Source organism: Nonomuraea harbinensis (genome assembly GCF_019396385.1).
In the GTDB taxonomy this organism is placed as follows: domain Bacteria; phylum Actinomycetota; class Actinomycetes; order Streptosporangiales; family Streptosporangiaceae; genus Nonomuraea; species Nonomuraea ferruginea.
In genome coordinates, this window is the sequence record NZ_JAHKRN010000007.1 from 92,469 (window position 1) to 117,384 (window position 24,916).

Here is a 24,916-nt window from a genome sequence, read left to right on the forward strand (position 1 = left end):
CGACCGATCAGACGTCACCAGGCTTCGGCGTGGACTTGGAGCCGCGGCCGGACGCGGCGGGCGCCTTGGCGGGCGCGGGAGGCGCGGGGGCCTCGGCGGGCTCGTCGAGGCGCGGGCCCACACCCAGCTTGTCCTTGATCTTCTTCTCGATCTCGTTGGCCATGTCGGGGTGGTTGCGCAGGAAGTTGCGCGCGTTCTCCTTGCCCTGGCCGAGCTGGTCGCCCTCATAGGTGTACCAGGCGCCGGACTTGCGGACGAAGCCGTGCTCGACGCCCATGTCGATGAGGCCGCCCTCGCGGGAGACGCCCACCCCGTAGAGGATGTCGAAGTCGGCCACCCGGAAGGGCGGGGCCATCTTGTTCTTGACCACCTTGACGCGGGTCCGGTTGCCGACCGCTTCGGTGCCGTCCTTGAGGGTCTCGATGCGGCGGATGTCGAGGCGGACCGAGGCGTAGAACTTGAGCGCCTTGCCACCGGTCGTGGTCTCGGGGCTGCCGAACATCACGCCGATCTTCTCGCGGAGCTGGTTGATGAAGATGGCGGTGGTGCCGGTGCTGCTGAGCGCGCCCGCGACCTTGCGCAGGGCCTGGGACATCAGGCGGGCCTGGAGGCCGACGTGGCTGTCGCCCATCTCGCCCTCGATCTCGGCCTTGGGCACCAGGGCGGCCACCGAGTCGATGACGATGATGTCGACGGCGCCGGACCTGATCAGCATGTCGGCGATCTCCAGCGCCTGCTCGCCGGTGTCGGGCTGGGAGACCAGCAGGGCGTCGGTGTCGACGCCGAGCTTCTTGGCGTATTCGGGGTCGAGGGCGTGCTCGGCGTCGATGAACGCCGCGATGCCGCCGGCCCGCTGCGCGTTGGCCACCGCGTGCAGCGCGATGGTGGTCTTGCCGGAGGACTCCGGACCGTAGATCTCGACGATCCTGCCGCGCGGCAGGCCGCCGATGCCGAGCGCGACGTCGAGGGAGATCGACCCGGTCGGGATCACCTCGATGGGGGCTCGGGCGTCATCGCCGAGGCGCATGACGGAACCCTTGCCGAACTGCCGCTCGATCTGGGCGAGGGCGGTCTCGAGGGCCTTCTCGCGGTCGTTGATAGCCATGGGAGCTCCCTCTTGAGGGTCGTGGTCGGAATCAGTCGAGTGAAAGCTACGGTCTGCCACCGACATTTTCCCGGAAGCGGTCGTGGAAGACGTGGCCCGGCGAGCCCATCGTAGCCGAACGGCTGTTCGATCACACGCACGTCCGCGAGGAAGTCTGCCCGCGCCCGGATGCGTTCCCGCAGCCTGGGGAGACTCCTGGAAAGAGGGCAGGAGGTGACCACGTGGCGAGCTCGTACACCAGCGAACGGCGCGCTCATCTGCAGGGCCTCGCCGAGGTGCTCCCTCGCTACGGGCTGGTGAGCCGGATGGTGGGCGAGGAGGAGCCGCTGTTGTGGGTGTGGCATCCGCACACGAGCAGGCAGACCCTGGTCTTCGCCACGCCGTCGGAGCGGGGCTGGCTGTTTCTCTGGGCGCCCGGCGGCACGGGCGGCGCCGACGACCTCGATCGCACGGCGCGCGCTCTGAGGGAGACGCTGGGCTCAGCGTAGCCGCGGGGAGACGTCCTCGACCTGGCAGACGGCCCGCCAGACGGTCTTGGCGCTCTCGCCGTCGGCCAGCGCCTGCACCACGGTGCGCCCGCCGAGCGGCGCGAGCACGTAGTCACGCGCCCACGACTCGGCGTAGGTGTCGCCGAAGTGCAGGCGCATCCTTCTCCAGAACTCAGTCAGGCGCATCACTCAAGTATGGATCGGCCCCGGGAGTGGGTAGGACGCAACGGGAACGTGAACGACCTGCGTATCACCCGCCTTCGAACCACGGCATCGGCATGTGCCGGAGACCCGGAAGGGAGGAAGCGCGGATCCCCCCGCCGGCTGAGGCAGGCGGTCCCCCTCCGCGCGACTCTGATGGCGAAGACCGCGAAACCCTCACCCCCCAAGTCAGCCAAGGCCAAGACCAACAGGGCGAAGCGCCGCCACTTACTGTCATTACGGCGCGAGGCCGTACGGAAGGAGAAGGCGGAGAGGTCCGAGCGGCATGCCGGGATCCGGCAGGAGCCGCGGGCGGGCCGTCCGCGCACGCGCCGCGCGTCGCGGCGTTAGGTCACGGCGTCACAGCACGTGCGCGCCGTACATCTCACCGAGATGGTCGGCGAGCAGCTCCAGCCGGGCGCCGTCGGGGTCCTTGAAGTAGATGGAGGCGCCGCTCTCGATCTGGTGCGGCACGCCGGCCATCTCCAGCTTCCCGCGCAGCCGCTCCCAGGTGGCGGGGTCGACGGAGATCGCGATGTGGTGGAGGCCGCCGAGCACCTCCTGATAAGGGCCGAGGTCGAGGCCGGGGAGGTCGAAGAAGGCCAGCAGGTTGCCGTTGCCGAGGTCGAAGAAGAAGTGGCTCGAGCCCTTGTAGTCGCGGTTCTCGAAGATCTCCGTCAGCGGGAACTCCAGCAGCTCCTGGTAGAACTTGACGGTGCGTTCCACGTCCGACGACAGCAGGGCGATGTGGTGCAGGCCGCGCGCGCTGGAGGAGGGCCGGCGCGCTAAGAGGTAGCGCCGCCTGATCTCCTCGCGGCGGGCCTCGACGGCCGCGTGGTCGATGGTCACGGTCGGTGTATGTCCGCCCGCGCGCCCGCTCAATCACGCGGCGCGGCCGCAATGCGTTTTCTGTCGGTGGCGCGAGGCAGTATGTGCTGGTGAGCTCGCTCGACCGCTTCAGCAAGGTGACCAGCAGCTGGTTCTCCGGGGCCTTCGCCGCGCCCACCGCCGCCCAGGATGGCGCGTGGGAGTCGATCGCCCGCGGTGACAACACGCTGGTCGTGGCGCCGACCGGGTCCGGCAAGACGCTGGCGGCCTTCCTGTGGTCGCTCGACCGGCTGACGGCCGAGCCGCCCGCGAAGGGCACGCGGGTGGTGTACGTGTCGCCGCTGAAGGCGCTGGCCGTCGACGTCGAGCGAAACCTGCGCGCTCCGCTGGCCGGGCTGAAGCAGACGGCGCGGCGGCTGGGGCTGCCGGTGCCGGAGATCTCGGTGGCGATCCGTTCCGGCGACACCCCCGCCGAGGACCGCAGGAGGTTCGCCGCCAAGCCGTCCGACATCCTCATCACCACGCCCGAGTCGCTGTTCCTGCTGCTGACCAGCCAGGCGCGGGAGGCGCTGCGCGGCGTGGAGACGGTGATCGTCGACGAGGTGCACGCGGTGGCCGCGACCAAGCGGGGCGCCCACCTGGCGCTGACGCTGGAGCGGCTCGACGCGCTGCTGGAGCGGCCCGCCCAGCGGATCGGCCTGTCGGCGACGGTGCGGCCGGTGAGCGAGGTCGCGGCGTTCCTCGGCGGTCCGCGCGCGGCGACGGTGGTGCAGCCGCCGGCCGACAAGCGCATCGAGGTCCAGGTGGTCGTCCCTGTCGAGGACATGACCGAGGTGGAGGCGGGCCCGTCCCCCGCCGAGGCGGAGGAGTTCGCGCCCGACCCGGCCACCCGGTCGATCTGGCCGCATGTCGAAGACCGGCTGTTCGACCTGATCGCGGCCCATGACTCGACGATCGTGTTCGCCAACTCGCGGCGGCTGGCCGAGCGGCTCTGCACCCGTCTCAACGAGCTGGCGCTCGCCCGCCGCGGGGGCGAGGCCGACCTGTCGGCGTGGGACCGCCCGCCGGCCGAGGTGATGGCGCAGGCCGGGGCGAGCAAGGGCGTCGGGCCTGAGGTCGTGCGCGCCCATCACGGCTCGGTGTCCAAGCAGGAGCGGGCGCAGATCGAGGAGGCGCTCAAGTCGGGGCGGCTGCCCGCCGTGGTCGCCACCTCCAGCCTGGAGCTGGGCATCGACATGGGCGCGGTCGACCTGGTGGCGTGCGTGGAGGCGCCGCCGAGCGTGGCGAGCGGGCTGCAGCGCATCGGCCGGGCCGGTCACCAGGTGGGCGCGGTGTCCAAGGGCGTGATCTTCCCCAAGTACCGCGGCGACCTGGTGCAGACGGCCGTGGTGGCCGAGCGCATGAAGAGCGGCCTGATCGAGGAGCTCCGCTATCCGCGCAACCCGCTCGACGTGCTGGCCCAGCAGATCGTGGCGATGACGGCGCTCGACGAGTGGACCGTCGAGGAGCTGGAGACCGTGGTCAGGCGCGCGGCCCCGTACGCGACCCTGCCCAGGAGCGCGCTGGAGGCGACGCTAGACATGCTCGCGGGCCGCTACCCGAGCGAGGAGTTCGCCGAGCTGCGCCCGCGCGTCGTGTGGGACCGGGTGACGGGCACGCTGCGGGGCCGGCCCGGCGCGCAGCGGCTGGCCGTCACCAACGGCGGCACGATCCCCGACCGGGGCCTGTTCGGCGTGTTCCTGGTCGGCGAGCGGGCCTCGCGGGTCGGCGAGCTCGACGAGGAGATGGTCTACGAGTCGCGGGTCGGCGACGTGTTCGTGCTGGGCGCGTCGTCGTGGCGGATCGAGGACATCACCGCCGACCGGGTGCTGGTCTCGCCCGCTCCCGGCCAGCCGGGCAAGCTGCCGTTCTGGCACGGCGACACTCCCGGCCGCCCGGCCGAGCTGGGCCGGGCCATCGGCGCGTTCCTGCGCGAGCAGGCCAAGGACGACTCGCCGGAGCGGCTGCGCGAGGCCGGGCTCGACTCCTACGCCGCCGGAAACCTGCTGTCCTACCTGCGCGAGCAGCGCGCGGCCACGGGTTACGTGCCCGACGACAAGACGCTGGTGGTGGAGCGGTTCCACGACGAGCTGGGCGACTGGCGGGTGGTGATCCACTCTCCTTACGGCGCGCGGGTGCACGCCCCGTGGGCGCTGGCCATCAACCGGCGGCTGCGCGAGCGCTACGGCGTCGACGTGCAGGCGGTCCACTCCGACGACGGCGTGGTGCTGCGCATCCCCGACACCCTGGCCGAGCCGCCGTCCGACGTGGCGGCGTTCGACGCCGAGGAAATCGAGCAGATCGTGACGGAGGAGCTGGGCGGGTCGGCGCTGTTCGCGTCCCGGTTCCGCGAGTGCGCGGGGCGCGCGCTGCTGCTGCCGCGCCGCGTGCCGGGAAGGCGCAGCCCGCTGTGGCAGCAGCGCCAGCGGGCCGCCCACCTGCTCGGGGTCGCCTCACGATACGCGTCGTTCCCGATCGTGCTGGAGACGATGCGCGAGTGCCTGCAGGACGTCTTCGACGTGCCGGGGCTGGTCGAGCTGATGCGCGACATCGCGGCCCGGCGGGTGCGGGTGGTCGAGGTGGAGACCGGGCAGGCGTCGCCGTTCGCGGCCTCGCTGCTGTTCCACTACGTGGGCGCGTTCATGTACGAGGGAGACGCGCCGCTGGCCGAGCGGCGCGCGCAGGCGCTGGCGCTGGACACGTCGCTGCTGGCCGAGCTGCTGGGCCAGGCCGACCTGCGCGAGCTGCTCGACCCTGACGTGATCTCCGACACCGAGCGCGAGCTCGCCAGGCTCGATCGGCCGCTGCGTGACGTGGAGGCCCTGGCCGACCTGCTGCGCTCGCACGGGCCGCTGCTGGCGCCCGATGTGAGCGTGCGCGGCGGCGACCCGGCCTGGCTGGAGGAGCTGGAGCGGGCGCGGCGGGCGATCAGGGTGCGCGTCGCGGGCGAGGAGCAGTGGGCGGCGGTCGAGGACGCCGCCAGGATGCGCGACGCGCTGGGGACGCCGCTGCCGGTGGGGGTGCCGCACGCGTTCCTGGAGCCGGTGGCCGACCCCCTGGCCGACCTGCTGGCCCGCCACGCCCGCACCCGGGGCCCGTTCCACGCCTCGACCGCGGCCGGCCGGTTCGGGCTCGGCGTGGCCGTGGTGGCCGACGCGCTGCGCAGGCTGGCCGTGTCCGGGCGGGTGGTCAACGGCGAGTTCCGGCCGGGCGGGCGGGGCGAGGAGTGGTGCGACGCGGGCGTGCTGCGGATGCTGCGCCGCAGGTCGCTGGCCCGGCTGCGCAAAGAGGTGGAGCCTGTCCCGCCGGAGACGCTCGCGGTGTTCACCCCGGCCTGGCACGGCATCACCGGCGGCCCGCGCGGCGGGCCGCAAGGCGGCGCGCGGGCGATGGACTCCCTCGTCCGCGCCATCGAGCTGCTGCAGGGCGCGGCGGTGCCGGCCTCGGCGCTGGAGACGCTGGTGCTGCCGTCGCGGGTGCCGGGCTACCACCCGGGGCTGCTCGACGAGCTGACCGCGGCCGGCGAGGTGGTGTGGGCCGGGCAGGGGTCGCTGCCGGGCGGCGACGGCTGGGTGGCCCTCTACTTCGCCGACACCGCGCCGCTGCTGCTCCCCGAGGCGGGCGAGATCACGGTGACGCCGGTGCACGAGCGCATCCTTGAGGAGCTGAGCGGGGGCGGCGCGCTGTTCTTCCGTCAGCTCGCCGACCGGCTGGGGCTGCTCGACGACCAGGCGGTGGCGACGGCGCTGTGGGACCTGGTGTGGGCGGGGCGGGTGTCGGGCGACACGCTGGCGCCGATGCGGGCCGCGCTCGGCTCGGGGCGGCCCGCCCACCGGCCGGCGACCCGCAGGCGGCGGGCGGTGCTGCCGAGCCGCAGCGGGCCGCCCACGGTGGCGGGGCGCTGGTGGCTGCTGCCGGAGCCGGCCGCCGAAGCGACCCTGCGGGCTCAGGCGCAGGCGGAGGTGCTGCTGGAGCGGCACGGCGTGGTGACGCGCGGGGCGGTCACCGCCGAGCGGCTGCCGGGCGGGTTCTCGCCGGTCTACCAGGTGCTGCGCGCCTACGAGGAGAGCGGGCGGTGCCGGCGCGGCTACTTCGTCGAAGGGCTCGGCGGGGCCCAGTTCGCGCTGCCTGGGGCGGTCGACCGGATGCGCGCGATGGCGCCCTCCTCCCCCGACGGCCCGCCCGGGGAGGAGCGCCGGGCCGTGGTGCTGGCCGCGGCCGATCCGGCCAACCCCTATGGGGCGGCGCTGCCCTGGCCGGCGCATCCCGGCGAGGTGGCCCACAAGCCGGGCAGGAAGGCGGGGGCGCTGGTGGTGCTGGTCGACGGGCGGCTGGTGCTCTACGTCGAGCGGGGCGGCAAGACGCTGCTGTCGTTCGCCGACGACGACCGGCTGCGGCCCGCCGTCGACGCGCTGGCGCTGGCCGTACGCGACGGCGTGCTGGGCAAGCTGACGGTGGAGCGGGCCGACGGCGAGCCGATCGTCGACTCGCCGCTGGGGGCCGCCCTGGAAGAAGCCGGTTTCCACCCCACCCCGCGCGGTCTCCGGCTGCGTGCGTAGGGCGTCAGGCGACGGTGGCCTCGATGAGGTCGTCGACCACCTCGGTGAGATCCTGCTCGCGGGCGTGCACGCGGCGCTGCCGTTCGGCGCCGGAGCCCTTGTCGAGCAGGCGTTCCAGCCCGTCCTCGACGTAGGGCAGGTCGCCGGCCTCCGACAGGGCGTCGCTGACGTGGGCCAGGAGGCGGCGGGCCATCAGCGGGGCGGGCACGAGCGTGCCGTGGCGGACGTCGAGGCTGTCGCCGGTGAGCCCGTCGCGGGCGGCACGCCAGTAGGCGGCGCGCACCACCTCCGACGGGATCGGCAGGCCGCGGTCGCCGCGGGCCACGTCGGCCAGTGCCCTGACGACCAGGCCGCGCACCAGCCCGATGATGGTGAGGCTGTCGTTCACGTCGAGCGGCACGTCAGCCACCCGCACCTCGACCGTGGGCAGCCGGGGTGAGGGCCGGGCGTCCCAGAAGACGGTCTTCGGGTCCATGAGGGCGCCCGACTCGGCGAGCGCGCGCACGGCCAGCTCGTAGTCGCCGAAGGTGGGGAAGTACGGGGGCGCGCCGGAGACGGGCCACCGGCCCCAGCTGATCACCCGCCAGGAGGCGTAGCCGGTGTCGCGGCCGACGAAGAACGGCGAGTTGGCGGCCAGCGCGATCAGCGTGGGCAGCCAGGGCCGCAGGTGGTTGCCGACGTAGACGGCGTGTTCCTCGTCCGGCACGTCGACGTGCACATGCAGGGCGCAGATGCTGATCTCGTCCTGCAGCGCCCGGTAGAGGCTGCGGCCCTGCTCGTAACGGGCGTCGTCGCTGAGCGGCGGCGTCATGACGTTGCCGAGCACCGGGATGCCGCTGGCGACGACGGCGAGCCCGCACGAGCGGGCGGCCCCGGCGACCTCCTTGCGCGCGGCCCGCAACTGGGCGCCGAGCTCGGCCAGGTCAGCGGAGGGCGCGCTGCGGGCCTCCACCTGGAACCTGGTGATCTCGTGGGCCACGTCGAGCACGTCCGTGGCGGCGGCGAGGACGTCGGCCGCACGTGGGGTGACGTGGCGGGTGTACGGATCGACGACGAGGTACTCCTCTTCGATCCCGATCAGCGGAACCATGCCCACACCTCGCAGGAAGTCGGGGGAGCCTCCGCACGATTTGTGCCCGCCTGCCGCCTTCCGGAATCGCTACATGCTTACTGGCCCGTAGCAAGCGGCGGGGGCGCCGGCGGTCAGGGCCCAGTAGCGGTCGCCGTGGGACCAGTGCCACCACTCGGTGGGGTAGTTGACCAGCCCGGCGGGCTCCAGGGCCGCGGCCAGGAGCTTGCGGTGGGCGCGGGCGTCGGCGGAGATGTGCGGGGCGGCGGTGTAGCAGGCGCCGTCGCTCTCCTCGGGGTTGTCGTTGACCTGGGTGCCCATGTCGTACTCGGTGCCGTCGGGGTCGCAGAGGGTGAGGTCGACGGCGGCGCCGGCGGTGTGCGGGGCGACCTCGACCGGGGAGACGTAGCGGCTGGCGGCGACGTGCGCCTCCTGCTCGGACATGGCGGGGAAGGCGGCGCGCAGCTCGTCGCGGTACTCCTCGAAGTAGCGGCGCTGGGTGGCGACGGGCCGGTAGCCCTCGACGATCATCAGGTGGTATCCGCCGGGCAGGAGCCGCTCGGCCCGTTCGAGCCTGGCCAGCAGCCCGGCCCGCAGGTGGGCGTAGGCGCCGGCGGCGTCGGCGAGCCGGGTGTCGACCCGGAGCCGGCCGCGCGCGTCGGCCAGGGGCTCGCCGTTGTCCTGCACCGGGATCGCCGCCACGCGGGGATCGGAGATGAGCACGATGTCACTCGGTGGCTGCCACATGTGCAGTGATTCTCACACACGTGTCAGACGGTGTCGGAGAACACCTGTTCGCGGGCCTGTTCGAGAGCGGCCACGAGGGCGCCGCGGAGCACCGGGTTGCCGGGGACCCCGCCGGCGGCGACGCGGGGCGGCGCGGGGCAGATGCGGGCGACGGCGTCCTGGACCTTGGCGGCCAGCCGGGCGCCGCCCGCGCGGCCGATGTCGCCGCTGAGCACGATCAGGCCGGGGTCCAGGACGACGGAGACGGCGGCCGCGCCGACGGCGAGCCGGTCGGCGAGCTCGTCGAGGTAGTCGTCGCCGCCGTTGCGCACCTGGTCGGGGACGCCCGCGCCGGGCACCTGGTACGTGCCGGCCAGGTTCTGGAGTGCGGCGGTGCCGACGAGACGCTGGAAGGACCCGGAATTGGGGTGCTTGACGTCGGAGGGCAGCGGTTCGCCGGGCACGGGCAGCCAGCCGATCTCGCCCGCGCCGCCGGTGATGCCGCGGTGCAGCCGGCCGCCGAGCATGACGCCGAGGCCCTGGCCGACGCCGGCCCACATGACCACGAAGTCGTCGACGCCGGCGGCGGCCCCGTAGCGGTGCTCGGCGAGGGCGACCAGGTTGACGTCGTTCTCGATGGTGACGGAGGCGCCGAGGCTGCGGCGCAGGCCTGCCAGCACGCCGACGTGCCAGGTGGGCAGGTCGAGTGAGAAGCGGACGTCGCCGGTGCGCGGGTCGACCATGCCTCTGGTGCCGATGACGAAGGCGCGCAGCCGCGACAGGCTGACGTCGGCTACGGCGCAGGCGCGCTCGACCGCGGCCTGGACCGTACGGACCGGGTCGCCGTCGAAGGGGTTGACCGTGACCTCGACCACGGTCCGGCCTGTGATGTCGGCCACGCCGACGGTGACGCTCTCGGGCAGCACCTCCAGCCCGGCGACGTAGGCGCTGGAGGGTCGTACGCCGTAAAGTGCGGCGTTGGGTCCCCTGCCGCCGGCGCGTTCCCCTGCCACCTCCACCAGGCCCCTGTCTTCCAGCCTGGCGAGCAGCTGACCTGCGGTGACCTTGGACAATCCGGTACGTTCTCCGAGTTCGGCCCTGGTGAGGGGGCCCTCGGCGAGGAGGAGTTCGAGCGCGGAGCGGTCGTTCAGCCTGCGCAGCAGCCGAGGCGTCCCGGGGTTCCGGCTCATCTTCATGCCCTCTCGTCACGATCGGCTAACAGACGGTTTTTTTTAAGAAAGTTTCTTGTTAGTTTAACACCTGTCGTTCGGCATTGACGATCAGCCTGGTGCGGACCGTAGGCCAGCACCCGGGAAGGGAGAACCCTGTGAGGATCGCGAAGATCACAGCCACTACGGTCACCACGGCCGCCCTGGCCCTGGGCGTGGCCGCCTGTGGCGGCGGTGAGGCGCCCGCGGAGCCCAGCGCGGCGAGCACCGCCGAGGCTAGCGGCCCCGCGTTCGCGGGCAAGGAGCTCACGCTCTGGCGCCTCGGTGACAGCAACCCCGACGCGCAGAAGTACACCGATGAGCTGGTGGCCGCCTTCCAGCAGGAGACCGGCGCCAGCGTGAAGGTCGAGTGGATCCCGTGGCCCCAGGTGAACGACAAGTTCACCGCCGCCGCGGCCGGAGGCGCCGGCCCCGACGTCACCGAGATCGGCAACGACCAGGTCCCGCTCTGGGTGAGCCAGGAGGCGCTCGCCCCGGTCACCGACATCGTCGGCTCCGGCGACCAGGCCGGGATCCCGAAGAACCTGATGGGCATGGAGACCATCGACGGCGAGACGTACGCCGTGCCGTGGGGCGGCGGCACCCGCGCGGTGCTCTACCGCAAGGACTGGTTCGAGGAGCTGAAGATCGAGGTCCCGAAGTCCTGGGACGAGCTCGTGGCCGCGGCCAAGAAGGTCCAGGCGGAGAAGGGCTCCGACGTCGACGGCTTCGCCTTCAACGGCGGCTCCGACGCCAACCACCTGCTGGGCTCGCTGGCCTGGACCTCGGGCGGCGAGTACGCGGTCAAGGAGGGCGACAAGTGGGTCGGCAAGCTGACCGACCCCGCCTTCAAGGCCGGTTTCGAGCAGTACACGTCCCTGGTGACGGACGGCCTGTCCAGCAAGTCGCGGCTCACCCAGAACAGCTCGGACATCCGCACCCGCTTCTCCAACGGCAAGGTCGGCATGTACCTGACCGCGTCGTGGGACCTCGCCACGATCGAGGAGGAGAGCAAGGGCAAGCTCAAGGGCGACAAGCTCGCGTTCTTCCCCCTGCCGAGCAAGGACGGCGGTGAGGCCCAGGCCTTCCTGGGCGGCAACGACATCGCCGTGTGGGGCACCGCCAAGGAGCCCGAGGCGGCCAAGGAGTTCGTGAAGATGGCGACCAACAAGGACTGGGGCGTCCGGTACGCCACCGAGGGCGGCCTGCTGCCGGTCTACCCGGAGGCGCTCGCCAAGCTGGCCGAGGACCCGGCGCAGGCGCCGTTCGCGGCCGCGTTCGCCAAGGCCAAGGCCTTCCCCGCGGACCCGAACTGGACCGAGGCCAACGAGACCAAGGCCGTGCTGCAGAACGCCGCGCGCCAGGTGATCGAGGGCAAGGCCACCGCCGACGAGGCGCTGGCGGCGGCCAACACCGAGCTCGAAGACATCCTCAACCAGTCCTGACAGGCCATGACGAACACGCCGACACTCGCCCGGGGCGGCAGGCACGCCTCCGCCCCGGGCCGGGGCCCGTCCCGCGGGGGCAGGGGCAAGGGCCTGCCCGTCTGGTCCATCCCGTACGTCCTGCTGATCCCCGGCCTGCTGGTCATCGCGGCGCTGCTGCTCTACCCGATGGTCCAGGTGGCGATCATCGCCTTCCAGAAGGTGGGCCTGCCGCAGATCAGCGGGCGGCGGCCGGCCGAGTGGGTCGGCACCGACAACTTCACCCGCATCTTCGAGAGCCAGATCTTCTGGGACTCGCTGCGCAACACGGTCGTGTTCGCGGTCATCGCGGTCACCATGACGCTGGTGCTGGGCACCGCCGTGGGGGTGCTGCTCAGCAAGCTCGGCAAGAAGATGTCCACGTTCCTGGTGATCGGCATCATGTGCGCGTGGGCCGTGCCGCCGGTGGCGCAGGGCATCATCTGGCGGTGGCTGTTCGACGCCGAGGCCGGGATGATCAACTGGGCGCTGAACCTGCTGCCCGACTGGCTGTCCACGCTGGTCTTCGGCCGCGCCGACTGGACCGGCGAGCCATGGCTCAACGACGCCTGGTCCGTCTACATGGTGCTGATCATCACGGTGGTGTGGGCGTCCTTCCCGTTCATCGCGGTGTCGGTGCTGGCCGGGCTCAAGGGCATCCCCTCCGACCTGTACGAGGCCGCGCGGGTGGACGGGGCGACCGGCTGGCGCACGTTCTGGCAGATCACGTTCCCGCTGCTCAAGCCGGTGTTCGCGGTGCTGACCGTACTGTCGATCATCTGGGACTTCAAGGTCTTCAGCCAGTTGTACGTGCTCATGAGCGGGCCGACGAACCGTGAGGCGTTCAACCTGTCCATGTACTCCTACACCGAGGCGTTCAAGGCGCCGCAGAAGATGGGCACGGGCTCGGCGATCGCGCTGGTGCTGACGGTCCTCCTGCTGGTCGTCACCGCCGTGTACATCCGGCAACTGGTCAAGCAGGAGGAGTTGTGATGAGCCCGCTGGCCAGGAAGCGCTTGGGCAAGGTGGCACTGAACGCCACGGCCCTCCTGGTGTTCCTGTTCGCGGTCTTCCCCGTCTATTGGATGGTGTCGACCGCCTTCAAGGCCAACGACCAGATCTTCACCACCGAGTTCATCCCGTTCCCCACCCATTTCACCTTCGAACACCTGCACCGGGTGCTGACCGAGGGCGTGGCGGGCAACTCGATCTGGGTCTACATGGGCAACAGCGCGGTCGTGGCGCTCGGCACCGTGCTCATCGGGGCGGTCTTCTCGCTGCTGGCGGCGACGGCGGTGGCCCGGTTCCGGTTCAAGGGCCGCGCCGGCTTCCTGTTCCTGCTGCTGATCGCGCAGATGATCCCGGCCGAGGCGCTGCTCATCCCGCTGTTCCTGCAGGTCAAGACCCTCGGCCTGTACGACCACCTCGCCGGTCTGATCCTGGTCAACGTGGGGCTGACCCTGCCCTTCGGCATCTGGATGCTGCGCACGTTCGTGGCCGCGGTGCCGAAGTCGCTGGAGGAGGCGGCCTGGATCGACGGGGCGTCCAGGTTCGTCACGTTCTGGCGGGTGCTCTTCCCGCTGGTCGCGCCGGGCCTGGTGGCGACCAGCATCTTCTCCTTCATCACCGCGTGGAACGAGCTCATCTTCGCGCTGGTGCTGATGAGCGAGTCCACCGGCTACACCATGCCCGTGGCCCTGCAGTACTTCTTCGGCCACAAGGGCACGGACTGGGGCGCCATCATGGCCAGCTCCACGATGATGACCATCCCGGTCGTCATCTTCTTCATGATCGTGCAGCGCCGCATGGTGACCGGCCTCATGGCCGGCGCCGTCAAGGGCTGATCGACACCACGGGCGCCTCCCCGTATCCGAGGCTGCCCGTTTTCCATCTGATGAGGAGCCATGAGTCGTAGTGATCGGGGGCTGCGCCGCCTCGCGGCCGGTACGTTGCTCGTCGCCTTCCAGGGCACCACGCCGCCGGGCTGGGTGCTGCGCGAGCTGGAGCGAGGGCTGGGCGGCGTCACGCTCTTCGGCTTCAACGTCGACGGCCACGAGCCGCCCGCCGCGCTCACCGCGGCGCTGCGGGAAGCGGGCGGCGAGCCGGTCGTCTCCCTGGACGAGGAGGGCGGCGACGTCACCAGGCTGGCCTACCACGAGGGCAGCCCGTACCCGGGGAACGCGGCGCTCGGCGCGGTGGACGACGCCGAGCTGACCCGGCAGGTCTACCGGGCGATCGGCGCGGAACTGGCCGCCTGCGGGATCAACCTGGACATGGCGCCGGACGCCGACGTGAACTCCGAGGCGGACAACCCGGTCATCGGCACCCGGGCGTTCGGCGACGAGCCCGGACTGGTCGCCCGGCACACGGTGGCCGCCGTCGAGGGCCTGCAGGCGGCGGGGGTCGCGGCCTGCGTCAAGCACTTCCCCGGCCACGGCGCCACCCGCGTCGACTCGCACCTGGCCATCCCGGTTGTCGACGTCACCCCGGAGGTGCTGCGCGAACGGGAGCTGGTGCCGTTCCGCGCGGCCATCGAAGCGGGCACCAAGTCGATCATGACGGCGCACGTGGCCGTGCCCGCGCTGACCGGCGGCACGCCCGCGACGCTGTCACCCGCCGCGCTCACCGGGCTGCTGCGGGGCGAGCTCGGCTACGACGGCGTGGTGATCTCCGACGCGCTCGACATGCACGCGATCACCAAGAGCGTCGGACTGGCCGGTGGCGCGGTGCGTTCGCTGGCCGCCGGCGCCGACCTGCTCTGCCTCGGGCCGATACCCGGCCACGACGAGGTGCGCGAGGTGATCGACGCGATCGTGGCCGCCGTGGGCGAGGGAACGCTGCCGCCGGCCAGGCTGGAGGAGGCGGCGGCCCGGGTGGAGGCGCTGCGTGCCTGGTTCGGCGCGCCGGGGCGCACCCTGCCCGAGCGGAACGGGGTCGGGCTGCGCGCCGCCCGCCGCGCCGTGCGGCTGGCCGGCGAGCCGGCGCCGCTGTCGCAGCCGCTGGTGGTGGAGGTGGACACGCCGCCGACCATCGCCGTGGGCGACGTGCCGTGGGGGCTCGGGCGCTGGCTGCCGGAGGCGGAGGTCCTGCGGCTCGCCCCCGGCTCGGCCGACGTGCCGGCGCTGCTGGCCAAGGCCGCGGACCGGTCGCTGGTGGTGGTGGTCAGGGACGCGCACCGCCACCCGGACAGCCGTGCGCTGGTCTCCGCGCTGGTGGCCGCCCGGCCGGACGCGACGGTGGTCGAGATGGGGCTGCCGGTCTGGCGCCCGGACACGGCCGCCTACCTCGCCACGTACGGTGCGGCCAGGGCGAACGCGCAGGCCGCGGCGGAACTGCTCGCCGGGACCTGAGCCACCGGCCGCCGGTCAGGACGTGAGGAGCTCCTGGCGGGCCTGGTCGAGCGCGGCGAGCACGGCGCCGCGCAGCACCGGGTTCGGGTCGGTGACGGCGGTGGTGACCACCTGCGGGCGGACCGGGCAGACGCGGGCCACCGCCTCCTCCACCCGCGAGGTGAGCGCCTCTCCCCCGGCGTGACCGACCTCCCCCGCCAGCACCACCAGGCCGGGATCGAGGATCACGCAGACGGCCGCCACGCCCAGGGCGAGCCTGCGGGCTATCTCGTCGAGCAGCGGCTCGCCCTCGGCCCCGGCCGCCACCGCCACCTGGACGCACTGGCCCGCGCTGTCGGCCGCGAACCCGTACCCCTGCGCCAGCTCCGCCACCGCCTCCGCGCTGACCAGCGACTGCAGGCCGCCCGCCAGCGACGGCAGCCGTCCCGGCGCGGTGCGGATGTCCTCCGGCAGCGGCACGCCCGGCACGGGCAGGTAGCCGATCTCGCCCGCGCTGCCCGAGCGGCCGCGGTGGAGCCGGCCGCCGAGCATCACCGCCATGCCCAGGCCGCGGCTGGACCACAGCAGCACGAAGTCGTCGATGCCCCGCGCGGCGCCGTCGGCCCGCTCGGCGATGGCGGCGAGGTTGACGTCGTTCTCGATCGTCACCTCTCGCTTGAGGTCGCCCGCCAGGGCCTCGTGGATGCCTTCGTGCCAGCCCGGCAGGTCGAAGGAGAAGCGCACGTCGCCGCTGCGCGGGTCGACCACGCCGGGAGTGCCGATGACGACGCCGCGCAGCCTGCCCAGGCCGACCTTGGCGCTCCGGCAGGCCTTGGTGATCGCGTCGTGCACGGCGGCGACCGGGTCGGGGTGGCTGTCGGGGTCGACGGTGACCTGGGAGATCGTGCGGCCGTGGATGTCGGCGACCGCCGTGGAGATCAGCCCGGGACCGACCTCCAGCCCGGCGACGTAGGCGCTGGAGGGGATGACGGAGTAGAGCGCCGCGTTGGGGCCGCGCCCCCCGGCCTGCGCGCCGACCACCTCGACCAGCCCGCGCTCCTCCAGCCGGGCCAGCGTCTGGGAGGCGGTCACCTTGGACAGGCCGGTCAGCTCGCCGATCTGGCCGCGGGTCATCGGCCCGGAGGCCAGCAGCAGCTCCAGAGCGGCCCGGTCGTTGATCTCCCTGAGCAGTCTGGGCACACCAGGCCGTCGCTCCACGCTGAATCCCACCGTCACAATCGAAAAGGTTGTTGCAAGTTTAGCGCTCCCACCCTTGCTTATCGATGCAGGTGAACGCGAGGATTGCTCATGCTCTCCCTCCGCCACCAGGTCGCTCTCCTGGCGATCGGCGTCGTCCTCTTCCTCGACGTGCTGCGGGTGTTCCTCCCGTCATTGATCACGCTGTTCGGGCGGGCCGGGTCGACGGCTCCGGAGCTGATGGGCCTGTACGCGGCCGCCTGGTTCGTACTCCCGTTCCTGGCGCTGCGGCTGAAGCCGCGCTGGGCCGTGCTGGGCGGGGCGGTCGCGCTGGTGCTGGTCCGCGTGCTCCTGCAGGCCGGCGTCTCGCAGCTGTACGTGGCCTCGGCCGGGGTGAGCGCCGGCTTGGTCTTCCTGTACGGATGCGCGCGGACGACGACCCGGGCGGCGGCGCCCGTGGGGATCATCGGCGGAGTGGCCTGCTCGGTGCTCGGCCACCTGCTGCTCGACGGGGTGGACCTGGTGTGGCGACCCGGGCTCCTGGCGTGGGCGGCGGTGCTGGGGCTGTGCGCCGCGTTCCTGGTGCTGACCCGTACAGCGGGCGCCGACCCGGCCCGCACGGATGCTGACACCCCAGCCCGCGCGGGAGGCGCCGACCCGGCTGGTGACGCCTCAGCCCGGGCGGGTGGCGACGGCGGGCTCGCGCCTGCCGGGACCTGGTTCCTGGTCGGGCCGGTGCTGCTGCTGGCCGGGATGGCGGCCACCGGCTACGCGAAGGCGGCCGTCGGGCCGAGCGTGATCGGCTGGGACGCGCTCCTTCAAGTGGCGGCGCTGGTGGCGGCGACGGTGCTGGCGTCGCGGGTGTCGCACTCCCCCGCCTTCGACGCCGCCGCGGCCGTGCTGCTGGTGTGCTTCACGGTGTTGCTGCTGCTCCCGTCGTCCGGGTCCACGGGGCTGGGGCTGAGCGGCGCCATGGTGCTGCTGTGGACGGGCCCGGTGCTCGCCGCCTCGGCGCAGCGGCCGGCGGGCGGGCGGCAGGGGGTCGCGGTGCTCGGCGGCGGGCTGGTGTTCCTGGTGGCGACCTTCGGCTACTACGCCTCGTACGACCTGGACCTGGGCATACCCAACCAGGTCTGGCCGGTCACGGTCGCGGTGCTGGCGGCGGTCGTGGCCGTGCGGCCGGGGCGGCCCCGGCCGCTGGGTCCGCGGGTGCGGCGGCGGGTGTGGCCGGCCGTGGCGGTGGCGGCGGCGCTCATGGTGCTCGTGGCGGCCACCAGCTGGCGGCCGCCGCCCGCGAACCGTCCCCTGGGCGGAGACACGATCAAGCTGATCGCCTACAACATCCGGATGGGGTTCGGCCTGGACGGGCGGCTGTCACTGGACGACATCGCCGCCTGGGCCGCCGCCGAGAAGCCGGACGTGGTGCTGCTCAGCGAGGTGGACCGGGGCTGGCTGCTCAACGGCGGCCACGACGACCTGGCGAGGATCGCCCGCGGCCTGGGCATGCGCTACTACTTCGCCCCGGCCGCCGACAACGTGTGGGGCGACGCCCTGCTCACCAACCTTTTCGTACGCGGCGTCCACTCCCATCGGCTGGGCGGGCACGACTACCCGACCGGTGCCCAGGCCCAGGCCATCGTGCTGGCCGCCGGGCCCCACGAGCTCGGCATCGTGAACACCCACCTGCAGGCCCCGGCCGGGCAGGCGCCCGAGGTCGCCGCCATGGTCAGGGCCCTGGCCGCCGGGAGGGACGCCGCCGAGGCGGGCCCGCGCTCGCGGGTGGGCAACGGCCTGATGAGGCCGGTGATCCTGGCCGGGGACCTGAACATCCGGCCCGGTGACCCGGAGATGCGGGTGCTGGAGCGGGCCGGGCTGTCGGACCCGCTGCTCGCGCTCGGCGACCCGCCCACCTCGCCCGCCGACGCCCCCACGGAGCGGATCGACCACGTGCTGATCAGCGACGGGTTGACCGCCGTATCCGCCGAGGCGCCGCGGGTGCCGTTCTCTGATCATCTGCCCGTGGTGGCCACCTTGCGTCTAACCAGTGTTGACCAACAGGGATAATCGATAACATGCGCCTTTCTGCTCGCGTCGACTACGCCCTCCGCGCCGCCGCCGAACTCGCCGCGGCCGGTGCCGGCCCCACCACCGTGGGCGAGCTCGCCAAGGAGCAGGACATGCCGCCCAAGTACTTGGAGAACATCCTCCTGCAGATGCGCCGCGCCGGCCTGGTCCGCGGCCAGCGCGGTCCTGAGGGCGGCTATGTGCTGGCCCGCCCGCCGGCCGACATCTCGCTCGCCGACGTCATCAGGGCCGTCGACGGCCCGCTGGCCAACGTGCGGGGCGAGCGGCCCGAACACGTCGGCTACCGGGGCCCGGCCGAGTCGCTGCAGCAGGTGTGGATCGCGCTGCGGGCGACCGAGCGCGGCATCCTCGAAGAGGTCACGCTGGAGCACGTCGCCTCCGGCCGCCTGCCCGACCGCGTCAGCCAGCTCGCCGCCGACCCCGCCGCCTGGGACTGACCGGCCCGCGGCGCCGCCGTCGGAGGCCCCCGTACGGAAGCCCCGCTCAGGTCCCCGTACGGCTGACCGTGCTGGTGACCGCCGGTCGGCCCAGCCGGGACGCCTGCCAGAAGAGCACCAGGGCGACGACCTCCACCACGGCCGCGGCCGCCGGGAGCAGACCCGGCCCGTGCCACTCCAGCACGACACCGCCCAGCGCGCCCCCGCCGGACACGCCCACGTACACCGCGCTGCTGTTGAGCGCCAGCGCCTGCGGCCCGGCGGGACCGGCCAGGGCCAGCAGGCGAACCTGGGCGGGCGGCGGGATCCACCACGACACCCCCGCCCAGAGCGCGAGCAGCGGCAGGAGCGCGAGCAGGGCGAGCGGCCGCAGCCCCCACGCGACCGTGAACGCGGCCATGACGGCGCCGAACCCGCAGATCCCCGCGATGAGCGCCCGGTCGGCCCCCCACCGGTCACCGGCCCGCCCGCCGAGCTGCCCGCCGGCGAACCCGGCCGCCCCCGCCAGCACGAACACCCAGCCGACCTCGACGGGCCCGGCCCCCGCCAGCTCCCGCAGGAACGGGGCCAGGTACGTCATCACCATCATGCTGCCGAGCACGATCGCCACGATCCCCAGCAGTCCGGCGACCACCTGGGGCCGGGCCAGCGGCACCAGCCGGTCCCGCAGCGAGCCCTCGGCCGGTTCCGGCGCCACGCGCGGCAGCGTACGGCGCACGGCCACGAGCGACACCAGGCCGAGCAGCGCGGCGAGCACGAACGTGGCCCGCCAGCCGAACGCGCCGCCCACCCAGGTGCCGATGGGCACGCCCAGCATCAGCGACCCGGTCAGCCCGCCCATGACCAGCGCCAGGTAGCGCCCCTGCCGCCCGGCCGGGGCCTGGGAGGCGGTGATGGCGTACGCGGCGGGCACGACGGCCGCCGCGGCCACCGCCGCCAGCACCCGCAGCCCCATCAGCACCGGGTAGGACGTGACCAGCGCCGCCGCCCCGTTGGCGGCGACGAACAGCAGCAGCGCCCCGGTCATCAGCCCGCGCCGCGGCCACGAGGCGGTCACCACGGACGCCACCGGCGCGGTCAGCGCGAACGCCAGCGAGAAGCCGGTCACCAGTTGCCCGCCCACCGCCTCGCTGACCCCGAGGTCGCGGGAGAGGGCGGGCAGCACCCCGGCGATCACGTAGTCGTCGGTGGCGAAGGTGAACATGGTGAACGTCAGTGCCGCCAGCCAGGCGGGCACTCGCTTGGACATGGGAACCCCAAAATTAAGGCAACAGTTGTTACCGAGGTAAGGTAACAGTCGTCACCCCAATGACGTCAAAGGGATTATCCGATGGCCAGGACCGCCGATCCCGCCCGCCGGGAGGAACTCCTCGACCGCATCGTCGACTACCTGGCGGAGCGCGGCCTCTCGACGCTGTCCATGCGGCCGCTGGCCGAGCACCTGGGCAAGTCCACCCGCGTGCTGACCCACCACTTCGAGGACAAGGAAGAGCTGCTGTCGGCCACCATGCGACGCCTGGACGAGCGCCACCGGGCCTGGCTGCGCTCGCTGCCCGGCTGGGACGGCTCCGACAGCGTCGGCACGATCGTCCGCCGCACCTGGGAGTTCCAGCTGAGGGAGGACAACCTGCCGATCGCCCGGCTGATCCACGAGATCGAAGGGCTGGCGGCGGGCGGCCGGCTCACGGGTCTGGTGCCGGAACTGCTGGCGGACCGGTCGGCGTTCGTGGCGTCGCTGCTCCGCGATCGCGGCGTCCCCGAACGCGACGCGCTGCGCATCTCGACCCTGGTCAACTCCGCTTACACGGGCCTGCAGCTCGACGTCCTCACCACCGGCGAACGCGAGCGCGTCGACGAGGCCCTGCACCAGCTCGCCGACCTGGTCGACGAGTGGGTCGAGGCCGCCGCCCGCTGAGCGGCCGTCACGCCGCGCCCGGCCAGACGTGGCGATGGCGCGAGAAGTAGGTCTCGAGCCGCCCGTCCACCACCCAGTAGTGGTGGGAGACCGCGATCCGGGACGCGAGGTCGTACCCCTCGAAACCCAGGTGCTCCGGGGTCACGGTGAACGGGTGCACGGTCTGGCCGGGCGTGAGCCGTCGCAACTCGGGAACGTAGACCTCGACGACGAAGCTCGATGCCGTGGACGCGGACGCCCCGCCTGCTGAGCGGCAGCGCGATACGGCCGGCGCCCGGTCCGGCCAGCTCGGCGAGGAAGTCGACCGCCGGGCCGTCCAGGCTTCCTAGACTGGGACGCATGCCCGAAGGTGATGCCGTCTACCGCACCGCCGCGCGGCTGCGGGGGGCGCTCGACGGTCAGGTGCTGACCCGGTCGGAGTTCCGGGTGCCGCGCCACGCCACCGCCGACCTCACCGGCCGGACCGTGCTGGAGACCGTGTCACGGGGCAAGCACCTGCTCACCCGGGTCGAGGGCGGGCTCACCGTGCACACCCACCTGCGGATGGACGGCAGCTGGCAGGTCGCCCCGGCCGGCCGGAGCGTCCCCGGGGGCGACCGGGTGCGGCTGATCCTGGCCAACCGGCGGTGGCAGGCGGTCGGCGTACGGCTGGGGATGGTGGACCTGCTGAGGACGGCCGACGAGGGCAAGGTCGTCGGGCATCTGGGCCCCGACCTGCTGGGCGACGACTGGGATCCGGCCGAGGCCGTGCGGCGGCTGAGCCGGGACCCGGACACGACCATCGGCGAGGCGCTGCTCGACCAGCGCAACCTGGCCGGGATCGGCACGATCTACCGCGCGGAGACGCTTTTCCTGCGCGGCGTATGGCCGTGGCGGAGGGTCGGGGACGTCGGGGACTTGGAAGGGCTCGTCACGCTGGCTCAGAGGCTGCTGGCGGCCAACAGGCATCACGCGGGCACAGTGACCACGGGAGACCGCCGCCCGGCGCATCAGACCTGGGTCTACGGCAGGGCGGGAAGACCCTGTCGCCGCTGCGGGACCCGCATCAGCCGTGGCGAGATGGGGACAGGACCGCAGGAGCGGCTCATCATGTGGTGCGGCGGCTGTCAGCCGGGCTAGGCAGCCACCATGTCCTTGACTTCGGGGAAGACGGTGTCGGAAATCGATCCTGGGACCGAGTCGGGAACCGCGATGCGCTCGTGCTCGGGCGCATCGGCCAGCACGGGAGCGGCCTGAAGCTCCGCCAGCGCGAACTGATCGGAGACCTCACGCAGGACCTGCGAGAGCGGAACCCCGAGCGCGCCGCAGATCGACGCGAGCAGCTCGGAGGACGCCTCTTTCTGGCCCCGCTCCACCTCGGACAGGTAGCCGAGTGAGACGCGCGCCAGCGTGGACACCTCTCGGAGTGTGCGTCCCTGCCGCACGCGCAACCGCCTCAGCACGTCTCCGAGCAGCTGACGCAGCAAAATCATCTGTCGCTCCCTCCCCGGAGTGGATGGCTTCACCACGCTCCGCGCGATCGAGTCGTGCCGCCCGTCTTTCTTCTTCGCTTCGTACATACTCCTCGCCGTCATTGCCGGGCGTCTCCGCCCCTGGCCCGCCGCTCGTGACTCATCAGGCCCGCCTGCCGGGCGCTCGCTGCTTGCAGTTGGCTCACGGACCTCACTCACAGCTCCACCGTACCCGCATCGACCGACACCGCGTCAGACCGTGCTTCGCATGTTCGCTGGGGACGTAACACGGTAATCATCCGGAATGTTCCCCTTTGTTGTCCTTAAGCACACTTGCTAGTAGATCAATAGCCTCGTCCATCGTCTCTACCCTGATACGTTCACGCGACCCCTTAAGGCTCAACCGTCGGCCCCACACCTGTCCGCCCGGTCCGCTCACCGCCGCGAAGACCGTGCCGACCGGCTGGCCGTCCTGCGGCTCCGGCCCGGCCACTCCCGTGACCGCCACCCCGTACGTGGCCTCGCACAAGCGCGCCACCCCGGCCGCCATCGCCGCGGCGACCTCCGGATGCACCGCCCCCTCGCGGCGCAGCAGGTCCCCCGGCACGCCCAGCAGCCGTTGCTTCAGGTCGGTGGCATAGGAGATCACCCCGCCCTTGAAGACCCGGGACGACCCCGGCACCAGCGTGAACGTCGCCCCGATGAGCCCGCCGGTGAGCGACTCGGCCACGGCGACAGTGGCCTCCTGGCTCGCCAGCGACTCCAGCACCTGCGTGACCTCGGCCATGATCCTCACTCCCCGCGCGCACGCCTCGCCATCCCGCGCAGCCTGATCGCGCGGATGACGTAATCGACCCCCGTCGCCACCGTGACCACGAGCGCCGCCCCCATCACCGTCTCCCGCAGCGCCTCCGGCACCCACGGCACCAGGTAGAGCGCGATGGCGGCGATCTGCAGGACGGTCTTGACCTTCCCGCCGTAGCTCGCCGGGATGACCGCCAGCCTGATCAGCACCAGCCGGAGCAGCGTGATGCCCAGCTCGCGGCCGAGGATCACGATCGTGACCCACCACGGCAGCTCGCCCAGCAGCGACAGGCACACCAGCGCGGCCCCGGTCAGCGCCTTGTCGGCGATCGGGTCGGCGATCTTGCCGAAGTCGGTGATGAGGCCGTAGCGCCTGGCCAGCTCACCGTCGAGATGATCGGTGAACGACGCCACCGCGAAGACCGCCAGCGCGGCCAGCCGCCAGCCCATGCCCGGCAGGAACAGGCAGACGACGAAGAACGGGACGAGCGCCAGCCGCAGGACCGTGAGGACGTTGGCGATGTTCCACGGACTCACCGCGCGGCGCTCGTCTCTGGTCATGGACCGGCGGCCTTGATCCGAGCGATGAGGTCGACGCCCTCGGCGTCGACGACCATGGCGCGGACGAGCTCGCCCGGCACCAGGCCGATGCCCTGGACGGTGACCGATCCGTCGACCTCGGGACCCTGGTGGGCGGCCCGGCCCTCGTAGCCGCCGTCGCCGAGGTCCTCGTCGATGAGCACGTCGACCTCGGTGCCGATCCGGTCTTCGGCGCGCTGCGCCGTCAGCTCCTCGGCCAGCTCGGTGAGCACCCGCACGCGCTCGTCGACGACCTCCTGGGCCAGCTTGCCGTCGAAGCCCGCGGCTTCGGTGCCGTCTTCGTCGGAATAGCCGAACACGCCGATGACGTCGAGCCTGGCTGCCTCCAGGAAGGAGACGAGCTCGCCGAACTCCTCCTCGGTCTCGCCGGGGAAGCCGACGATGAAGTTGGAGCGCACTCCCGCCTCCGGCGCCCGCTCGCGGATGCTCTCCAGCAGGCCGAGGAAGCGCTCGGGATCGCCGAAGCGGCGCATCCGCCGCAGCACCCCGCCGCTGGCGTGCTGGAAGGACAGGTCGAAGTAGGCGGCGACGCCGTCGGTGCCGGCGATCACGTCGATCAGCCCCGGCCGCAGCTCGGCCGGCTGGAGGTAGCTCGCCCGCACCCGGGAGACGCCCTCGACGGCCGCCAGCCTCGGCAGCAGCTTCTCCAGCGCCCGCAGGTCGCCCAGATCCTTGCCGTAGGACGTGGAGTTCTCGCTCACCAGCACGAGCTCGCGCACGCCGCGGTGGGACAGCCAGTCGGCCTCGGCCACCAGCTCGTCGGGGTGGCGGGACACATAGGCGCCGCGGAAGGCAGGGATGGCGCAGAACGTGCAGCGCCGGTCGCAGCCCGAGGCGAGCTTGAGCGAGGCCACCGGGCTCTCGTCGAGCCGCTTGCGCAGCACCCGCGGGCCGCTCGCGGGCGCCAGCCCGTCGGGCAGGTCGCCGTGGCCGGGGATGGCGCCGCGGGGGGCGGCGGCCCGGTCGACCGGCGTGATGGGCAGCAGGAGGCGGCGGTCACGCGGCGTGTGCGGCGTGAGCGCGCGCCCGGCGAGCACGTCGTCGAGACGCCCGCCGATGTCGGTGTAGTCGTCGAAGGAGATGACCGCGCTGGCCTCGGGCAGCGCGTCGGCGAGCTCGTTGCCGTAGCGCTCGGCCATGCAGCCCGCGGCGACCACCTTGGCCCCCGAGTCGGCGGCGGCCAGCAGGGTGTCGATCGAGTCCTTCTTCGCCGACTCGATGAAGCCGCACGTGTTGACCACGACGACATCCGGGTCGTCGTCGTCGAGCTGCCAACCGGCAGCCTCGAGTCGCGCGGCCAGCTCCTCGGAGTCGACCTCGTTGCGGGCGCAGCCCAGCGTGATCAGCGATGCGGTTCGGCGGGATGACATGGTGACACTACGGTATCGGCAGTTGGCCACCACACGATGCAG

General features: G+C 72.6%; 23 protein-coding genes. 10 read left to right on the plus strand and 13 right to left on the minus strand.

Annotated features, from left to right (window positions below):
• Positions 1-7 precede the first annotated feature (7 nt).
• Positions 8-1,105, minus strand: coding sequence for a recombinase RecA (gene recA, locus KME79_RS09835; RefSeq protein WP_148033544.1), 1,098 nt, complete (start codon positions 1,103-1,105; stop codon positions 8-10).
• Positions 1,106-1,326: 221 nt separating this feature from the next.
• On the opposite strand from recA, the gene KME79_RS09840 reads away from it, so the two are divergent.
• The gene (locus KME79_RS09840) at positions 1,327-1,593 is read left to right on the plus strand and encodes a hypothetical protein (RefSeq protein ID WP_219544163.1); all 267 of its coding nucleotides are present in this window, start codon (positions 1,327-1,329) and stop codon (positions 1,591-1,593) included.
• Here the strand turns inward: KME79_RS09840 and KME79_RS09845 are convergent.
• Positions 1,585-1,779: a DUF3046 domain-containing protein gene (locus tag KME79_RS09845; RefSeq protein ID WP_219544164.1), complete on the minus strand. Its 195-nt coding sequence runs from the start codon at positions 1,777-1,779 to the stop codon at positions 1,585-1,587. The genes KME79_RS09840 and KME79_RS09845 overlap by 9 nt on opposite strands.
• Before the next feature lie 375 nt (positions 1,780-2,154).
• Positions 2,155-2,643 carry a VOC family protein gene (locus KME79_RS09850; protein WP_219544165.1) on the minus strand — a complete coding sequence of 163 codons (489 nt, stop codon included), beginning with the start codon at positions 2,641-2,643 and terminating at the stop codon, positions 2,155-2,157.
• Positions 2,644-2,729: 86 nt separating this feature from the next.
• On the opposite strand from KME79_RS09850, the gene KME79_RS09855 reads away from it, so the two are divergent.
• Complete coding sequence (locus KME79_RS09855) at positions 2,730-7,220, plus strand: ATP-dependent helicase (protein ID WP_246639613.1); 4,491 nt, start codon at positions 2,730-2,732, stop codon at positions 7,218-7,220.
• Positions 7,221-7,224: 4 nt separating this feature from the next.
• Here the strand turns inward: KME79_RS09855 and KME79_RS09860 are convergent, their stop codons facing one another.
• The 3 genes from KME79_RS09860 to KME79_RS09870 form a co-directional block, all read right to left on the minus strand.
• The gene (locus tag KME79_RS09860) at positions 7,225-8,310 is read right to left on the minus strand and encodes a carboxylate-amine ligase (protein ID WP_148033548.1); all 1,086 of its coding nucleotides are present in this window, start codon (positions 8,308-8,310) and stop codon (positions 7,225-7,227) included.
• Between the two features lie 69 nt (positions 8,311-8,379).
• A complete protein-coding gene (locus tag KME79_RS09865; RefSeq protein WP_219544166.1) occupies positions 8,380-9,036 on the minus strand; it encodes a M15 family metallopeptidase in 657 nt (218 codons plus the stop codon).
• A 23-nt stretch (positions 9,037-9,059) separates the two neighbouring features.
• Entirely contained in the window at positions 9,060-10,205 is a 1,146-nt protein-coding gene (locus KME79_RS09870; protein WP_219544275.1) for an ROK family transcriptional regulator, read from the minus strand.
• A gap of 137 nt (positions 10,206-10,342) precedes the next feature.
• Here KME79_RS09870 and KME79_RS09875 point away from each other — a divergent pair, with 137 nt between their 5' ends.
• Genes KME79_RS09875 through KME79_RS09890 form a run of 4 tightly spaced genes read left to right on the plus strand, consistent with a single transcriptional unit; the run spans position 10,343 to position 15,036 of the window.
• Positions 10,343-11,668 carry an extracellular solute-binding protein gene (locus KME79_RS09875; RefSeq protein ID WP_148033550.1) on the plus strand — a complete coding sequence of 442 codons (1,326 nt, stop codon included), beginning with the start codon at positions 10,343-10,345 and terminating at the stop codon, positions 11,666-11,668.
• A 6-nt stretch (positions 11,669-11,674) separates the two neighbouring features.
• Positions 11,675-12,679, plus strand: a complete 1,005-nt coding sequence (locus KME79_RS09880) for a carbohydrate ABC transporter permease (protein ID WP_219544167.1) — start codon at positions 11,675-11,677, stop codon at positions 12,677-12,679.
• Entirely contained in the window at positions 12,679-13,530 is an 852-nt protein-coding gene (locus KME79_RS09885) for a carbohydrate ABC transporter permease (protein WP_219544168.1), read from the plus strand. The genes KME79_RS09880 and KME79_RS09885 overlap by 1 nt, the downstream gene beginning before the upstream one ends.
• A gap of 60 nt (positions 13,531-13,590) precedes the next feature.
• On the plus strand, positions 13,591-15,036 hold the full coding sequence (locus KME79_RS09890) for a glycoside hydrolase family 3 protein (RefSeq protein WP_219544169.1): 1,446 nt from the start codon (positions 13,591-13,593) through the stop codon (positions 15,034-15,036).
• A gap of 15 nt (positions 15,037-15,051) precedes the next feature.
• On the opposite strand, the gene KME79_RS09895 is transcribed toward KME79_RS09890, so the two are convergent.
• Positions 15,052-16,233: an ROK family transcriptional regulator gene (locus KME79_RS09895; protein ID WP_148034846.1), complete on the minus strand. Its 1,182-nt coding sequence runs from the start codon at positions 16,231-16,233 to the stop codon at positions 15,052-15,054.
• A 90-nt stretch (positions 16,234-16,323) separates the two neighbouring features.
• Between KME79_RS09895 and KME79_RS09900 the strand changes: the two genes are divergently transcribed.
• Positions 16,324-18,276: an endonuclease/exonuclease/phosphatase family protein gene (locus tag KME79_RS09900; protein ID WP_219544170.1), complete on the plus strand. Its 1,953-nt coding sequence runs from the start codon at positions 16,324-16,326 to the stop codon at positions 18,274-18,276.
• 8 nt (positions 18,277-18,284) lie between these two features.
• Positions 18,285-18,734: an RrF2 family transcriptional regulator gene (locus tag KME79_RS09905; protein WP_148033555.1), complete on the plus strand. Its 450-nt coding sequence runs from the start codon at positions 18,285-18,287 to the stop codon at positions 18,732-18,734.
• A gap of 46 nt (positions 18,735-18,780) precedes the next feature.
• Here KME79_RS09905 and KME79_RS09910 read toward each other — a convergent pair whose 3' ends face one another.
• Positions 18,781-19,983, minus strand: coding sequence for an MFS transporter (locus KME79_RS09910; RefSeq protein ID WP_219544171.1), 1,203 nt, complete (start codon positions 19,981-19,983; stop codon positions 18,781-18,783).
• Between the two features lie 81 nt (positions 19,984-20,064).
• Between KME79_RS09910 and KME79_RS09915 the strand changes: the two genes are divergently transcribed.
• Positions 20,065-20,649: a TetR/AcrR family transcriptional regulator gene (locus KME79_RS09915; RefSeq protein WP_219544172.1), complete on the plus strand. Its 585-nt coding sequence runs from the start codon at positions 20,065-20,067 to the stop codon at positions 20,647-20,649.
• A gap of 7 nt (positions 20,650-20,656) precedes the next feature.
• Here the strand turns inward: KME79_RS09915 and KME79_RS09920 are convergent, their stop codons facing one another.
• Complete coding sequence (locus tag KME79_RS09920; protein ID WP_219544173.1) at positions 20,657-20,836, minus strand: hypothetical protein; 180 nt, start codon at positions 20,834-20,836, stop codon at positions 20,657-20,659.
• Positions 20,837-20,988: 152 nt separating this feature from the next.
• Between KME79_RS09920 and KME79_RS09925 the strand changes: the two genes are divergently transcribed.
• The gene (locus KME79_RS09925; protein ID WP_219544174.1) at positions 20,989-21,768 is read left to right on the plus strand and encodes a DNA-formamidopyrimidine glycosylase family protein; all 780 of its coding nucleotides are present in this window, start codon (positions 20,989-20,991) and stop codon (positions 21,766-21,768) included.
• On the opposite strand, the gene KME79_RS09930 is transcribed toward KME79_RS09925, so the two are convergent.
• From KME79_RS09930 to rimO, 4 genes are all read right to left on the minus strand, one after another.
• Positions 21,765-22,121 carry a helix-turn-helix domain-containing protein gene (locus KME79_RS09930; RefSeq protein ID WP_148034847.1) on the minus strand — a complete coding sequence of 119 codons (357 nt, stop codon included), beginning with the start codon at positions 22,119-22,121 and terminating at the stop codon, positions 21,765-21,767. The two genes, KME79_RS09925 and KME79_RS09930, sit on opposite strands and share 4 nt — an antisense overlap.
• 274 nt (positions 22,122-22,395) lie before the next feature.
• Positions 22,396-22,887, minus strand: a complete 492-nt coding sequence (locus KME79_RS09935) for a CinA family protein (RefSeq protein ID WP_148033560.1) — start codon at positions 22,885-22,887, stop codon at positions 22,396-22,398.
• 5 nt (positions 22,888-22,892) lie between these two features.
• Positions 22,893-23,465, minus strand: a complete 573-nt coding sequence (pgsA, locus tag KME79_RS09940; RefSeq protein ID WP_148033561.1) for a CDP-diacylglycerol--glycerol-3-phosphate 3-phosphatidyltransferase — start codon at positions 23,463-23,465, stop codon at positions 22,893-22,895.
• Positions 23,462-24,874, minus strand: coding sequence for a 30S ribosomal protein S12 methylthiotransferase RimO (gene rimO, locus KME79_RS09945; RefSeq protein ID WP_148033562.1), 1,413 nt, complete (start codon positions 24,872-24,874; stop codon positions 23,462-23,464). Before rimO ends, pgsA begins: the two co-directional genes overlap by 4 nt.
• Positions 24,875-24,916: the final 42 nt, after the last annotated feature.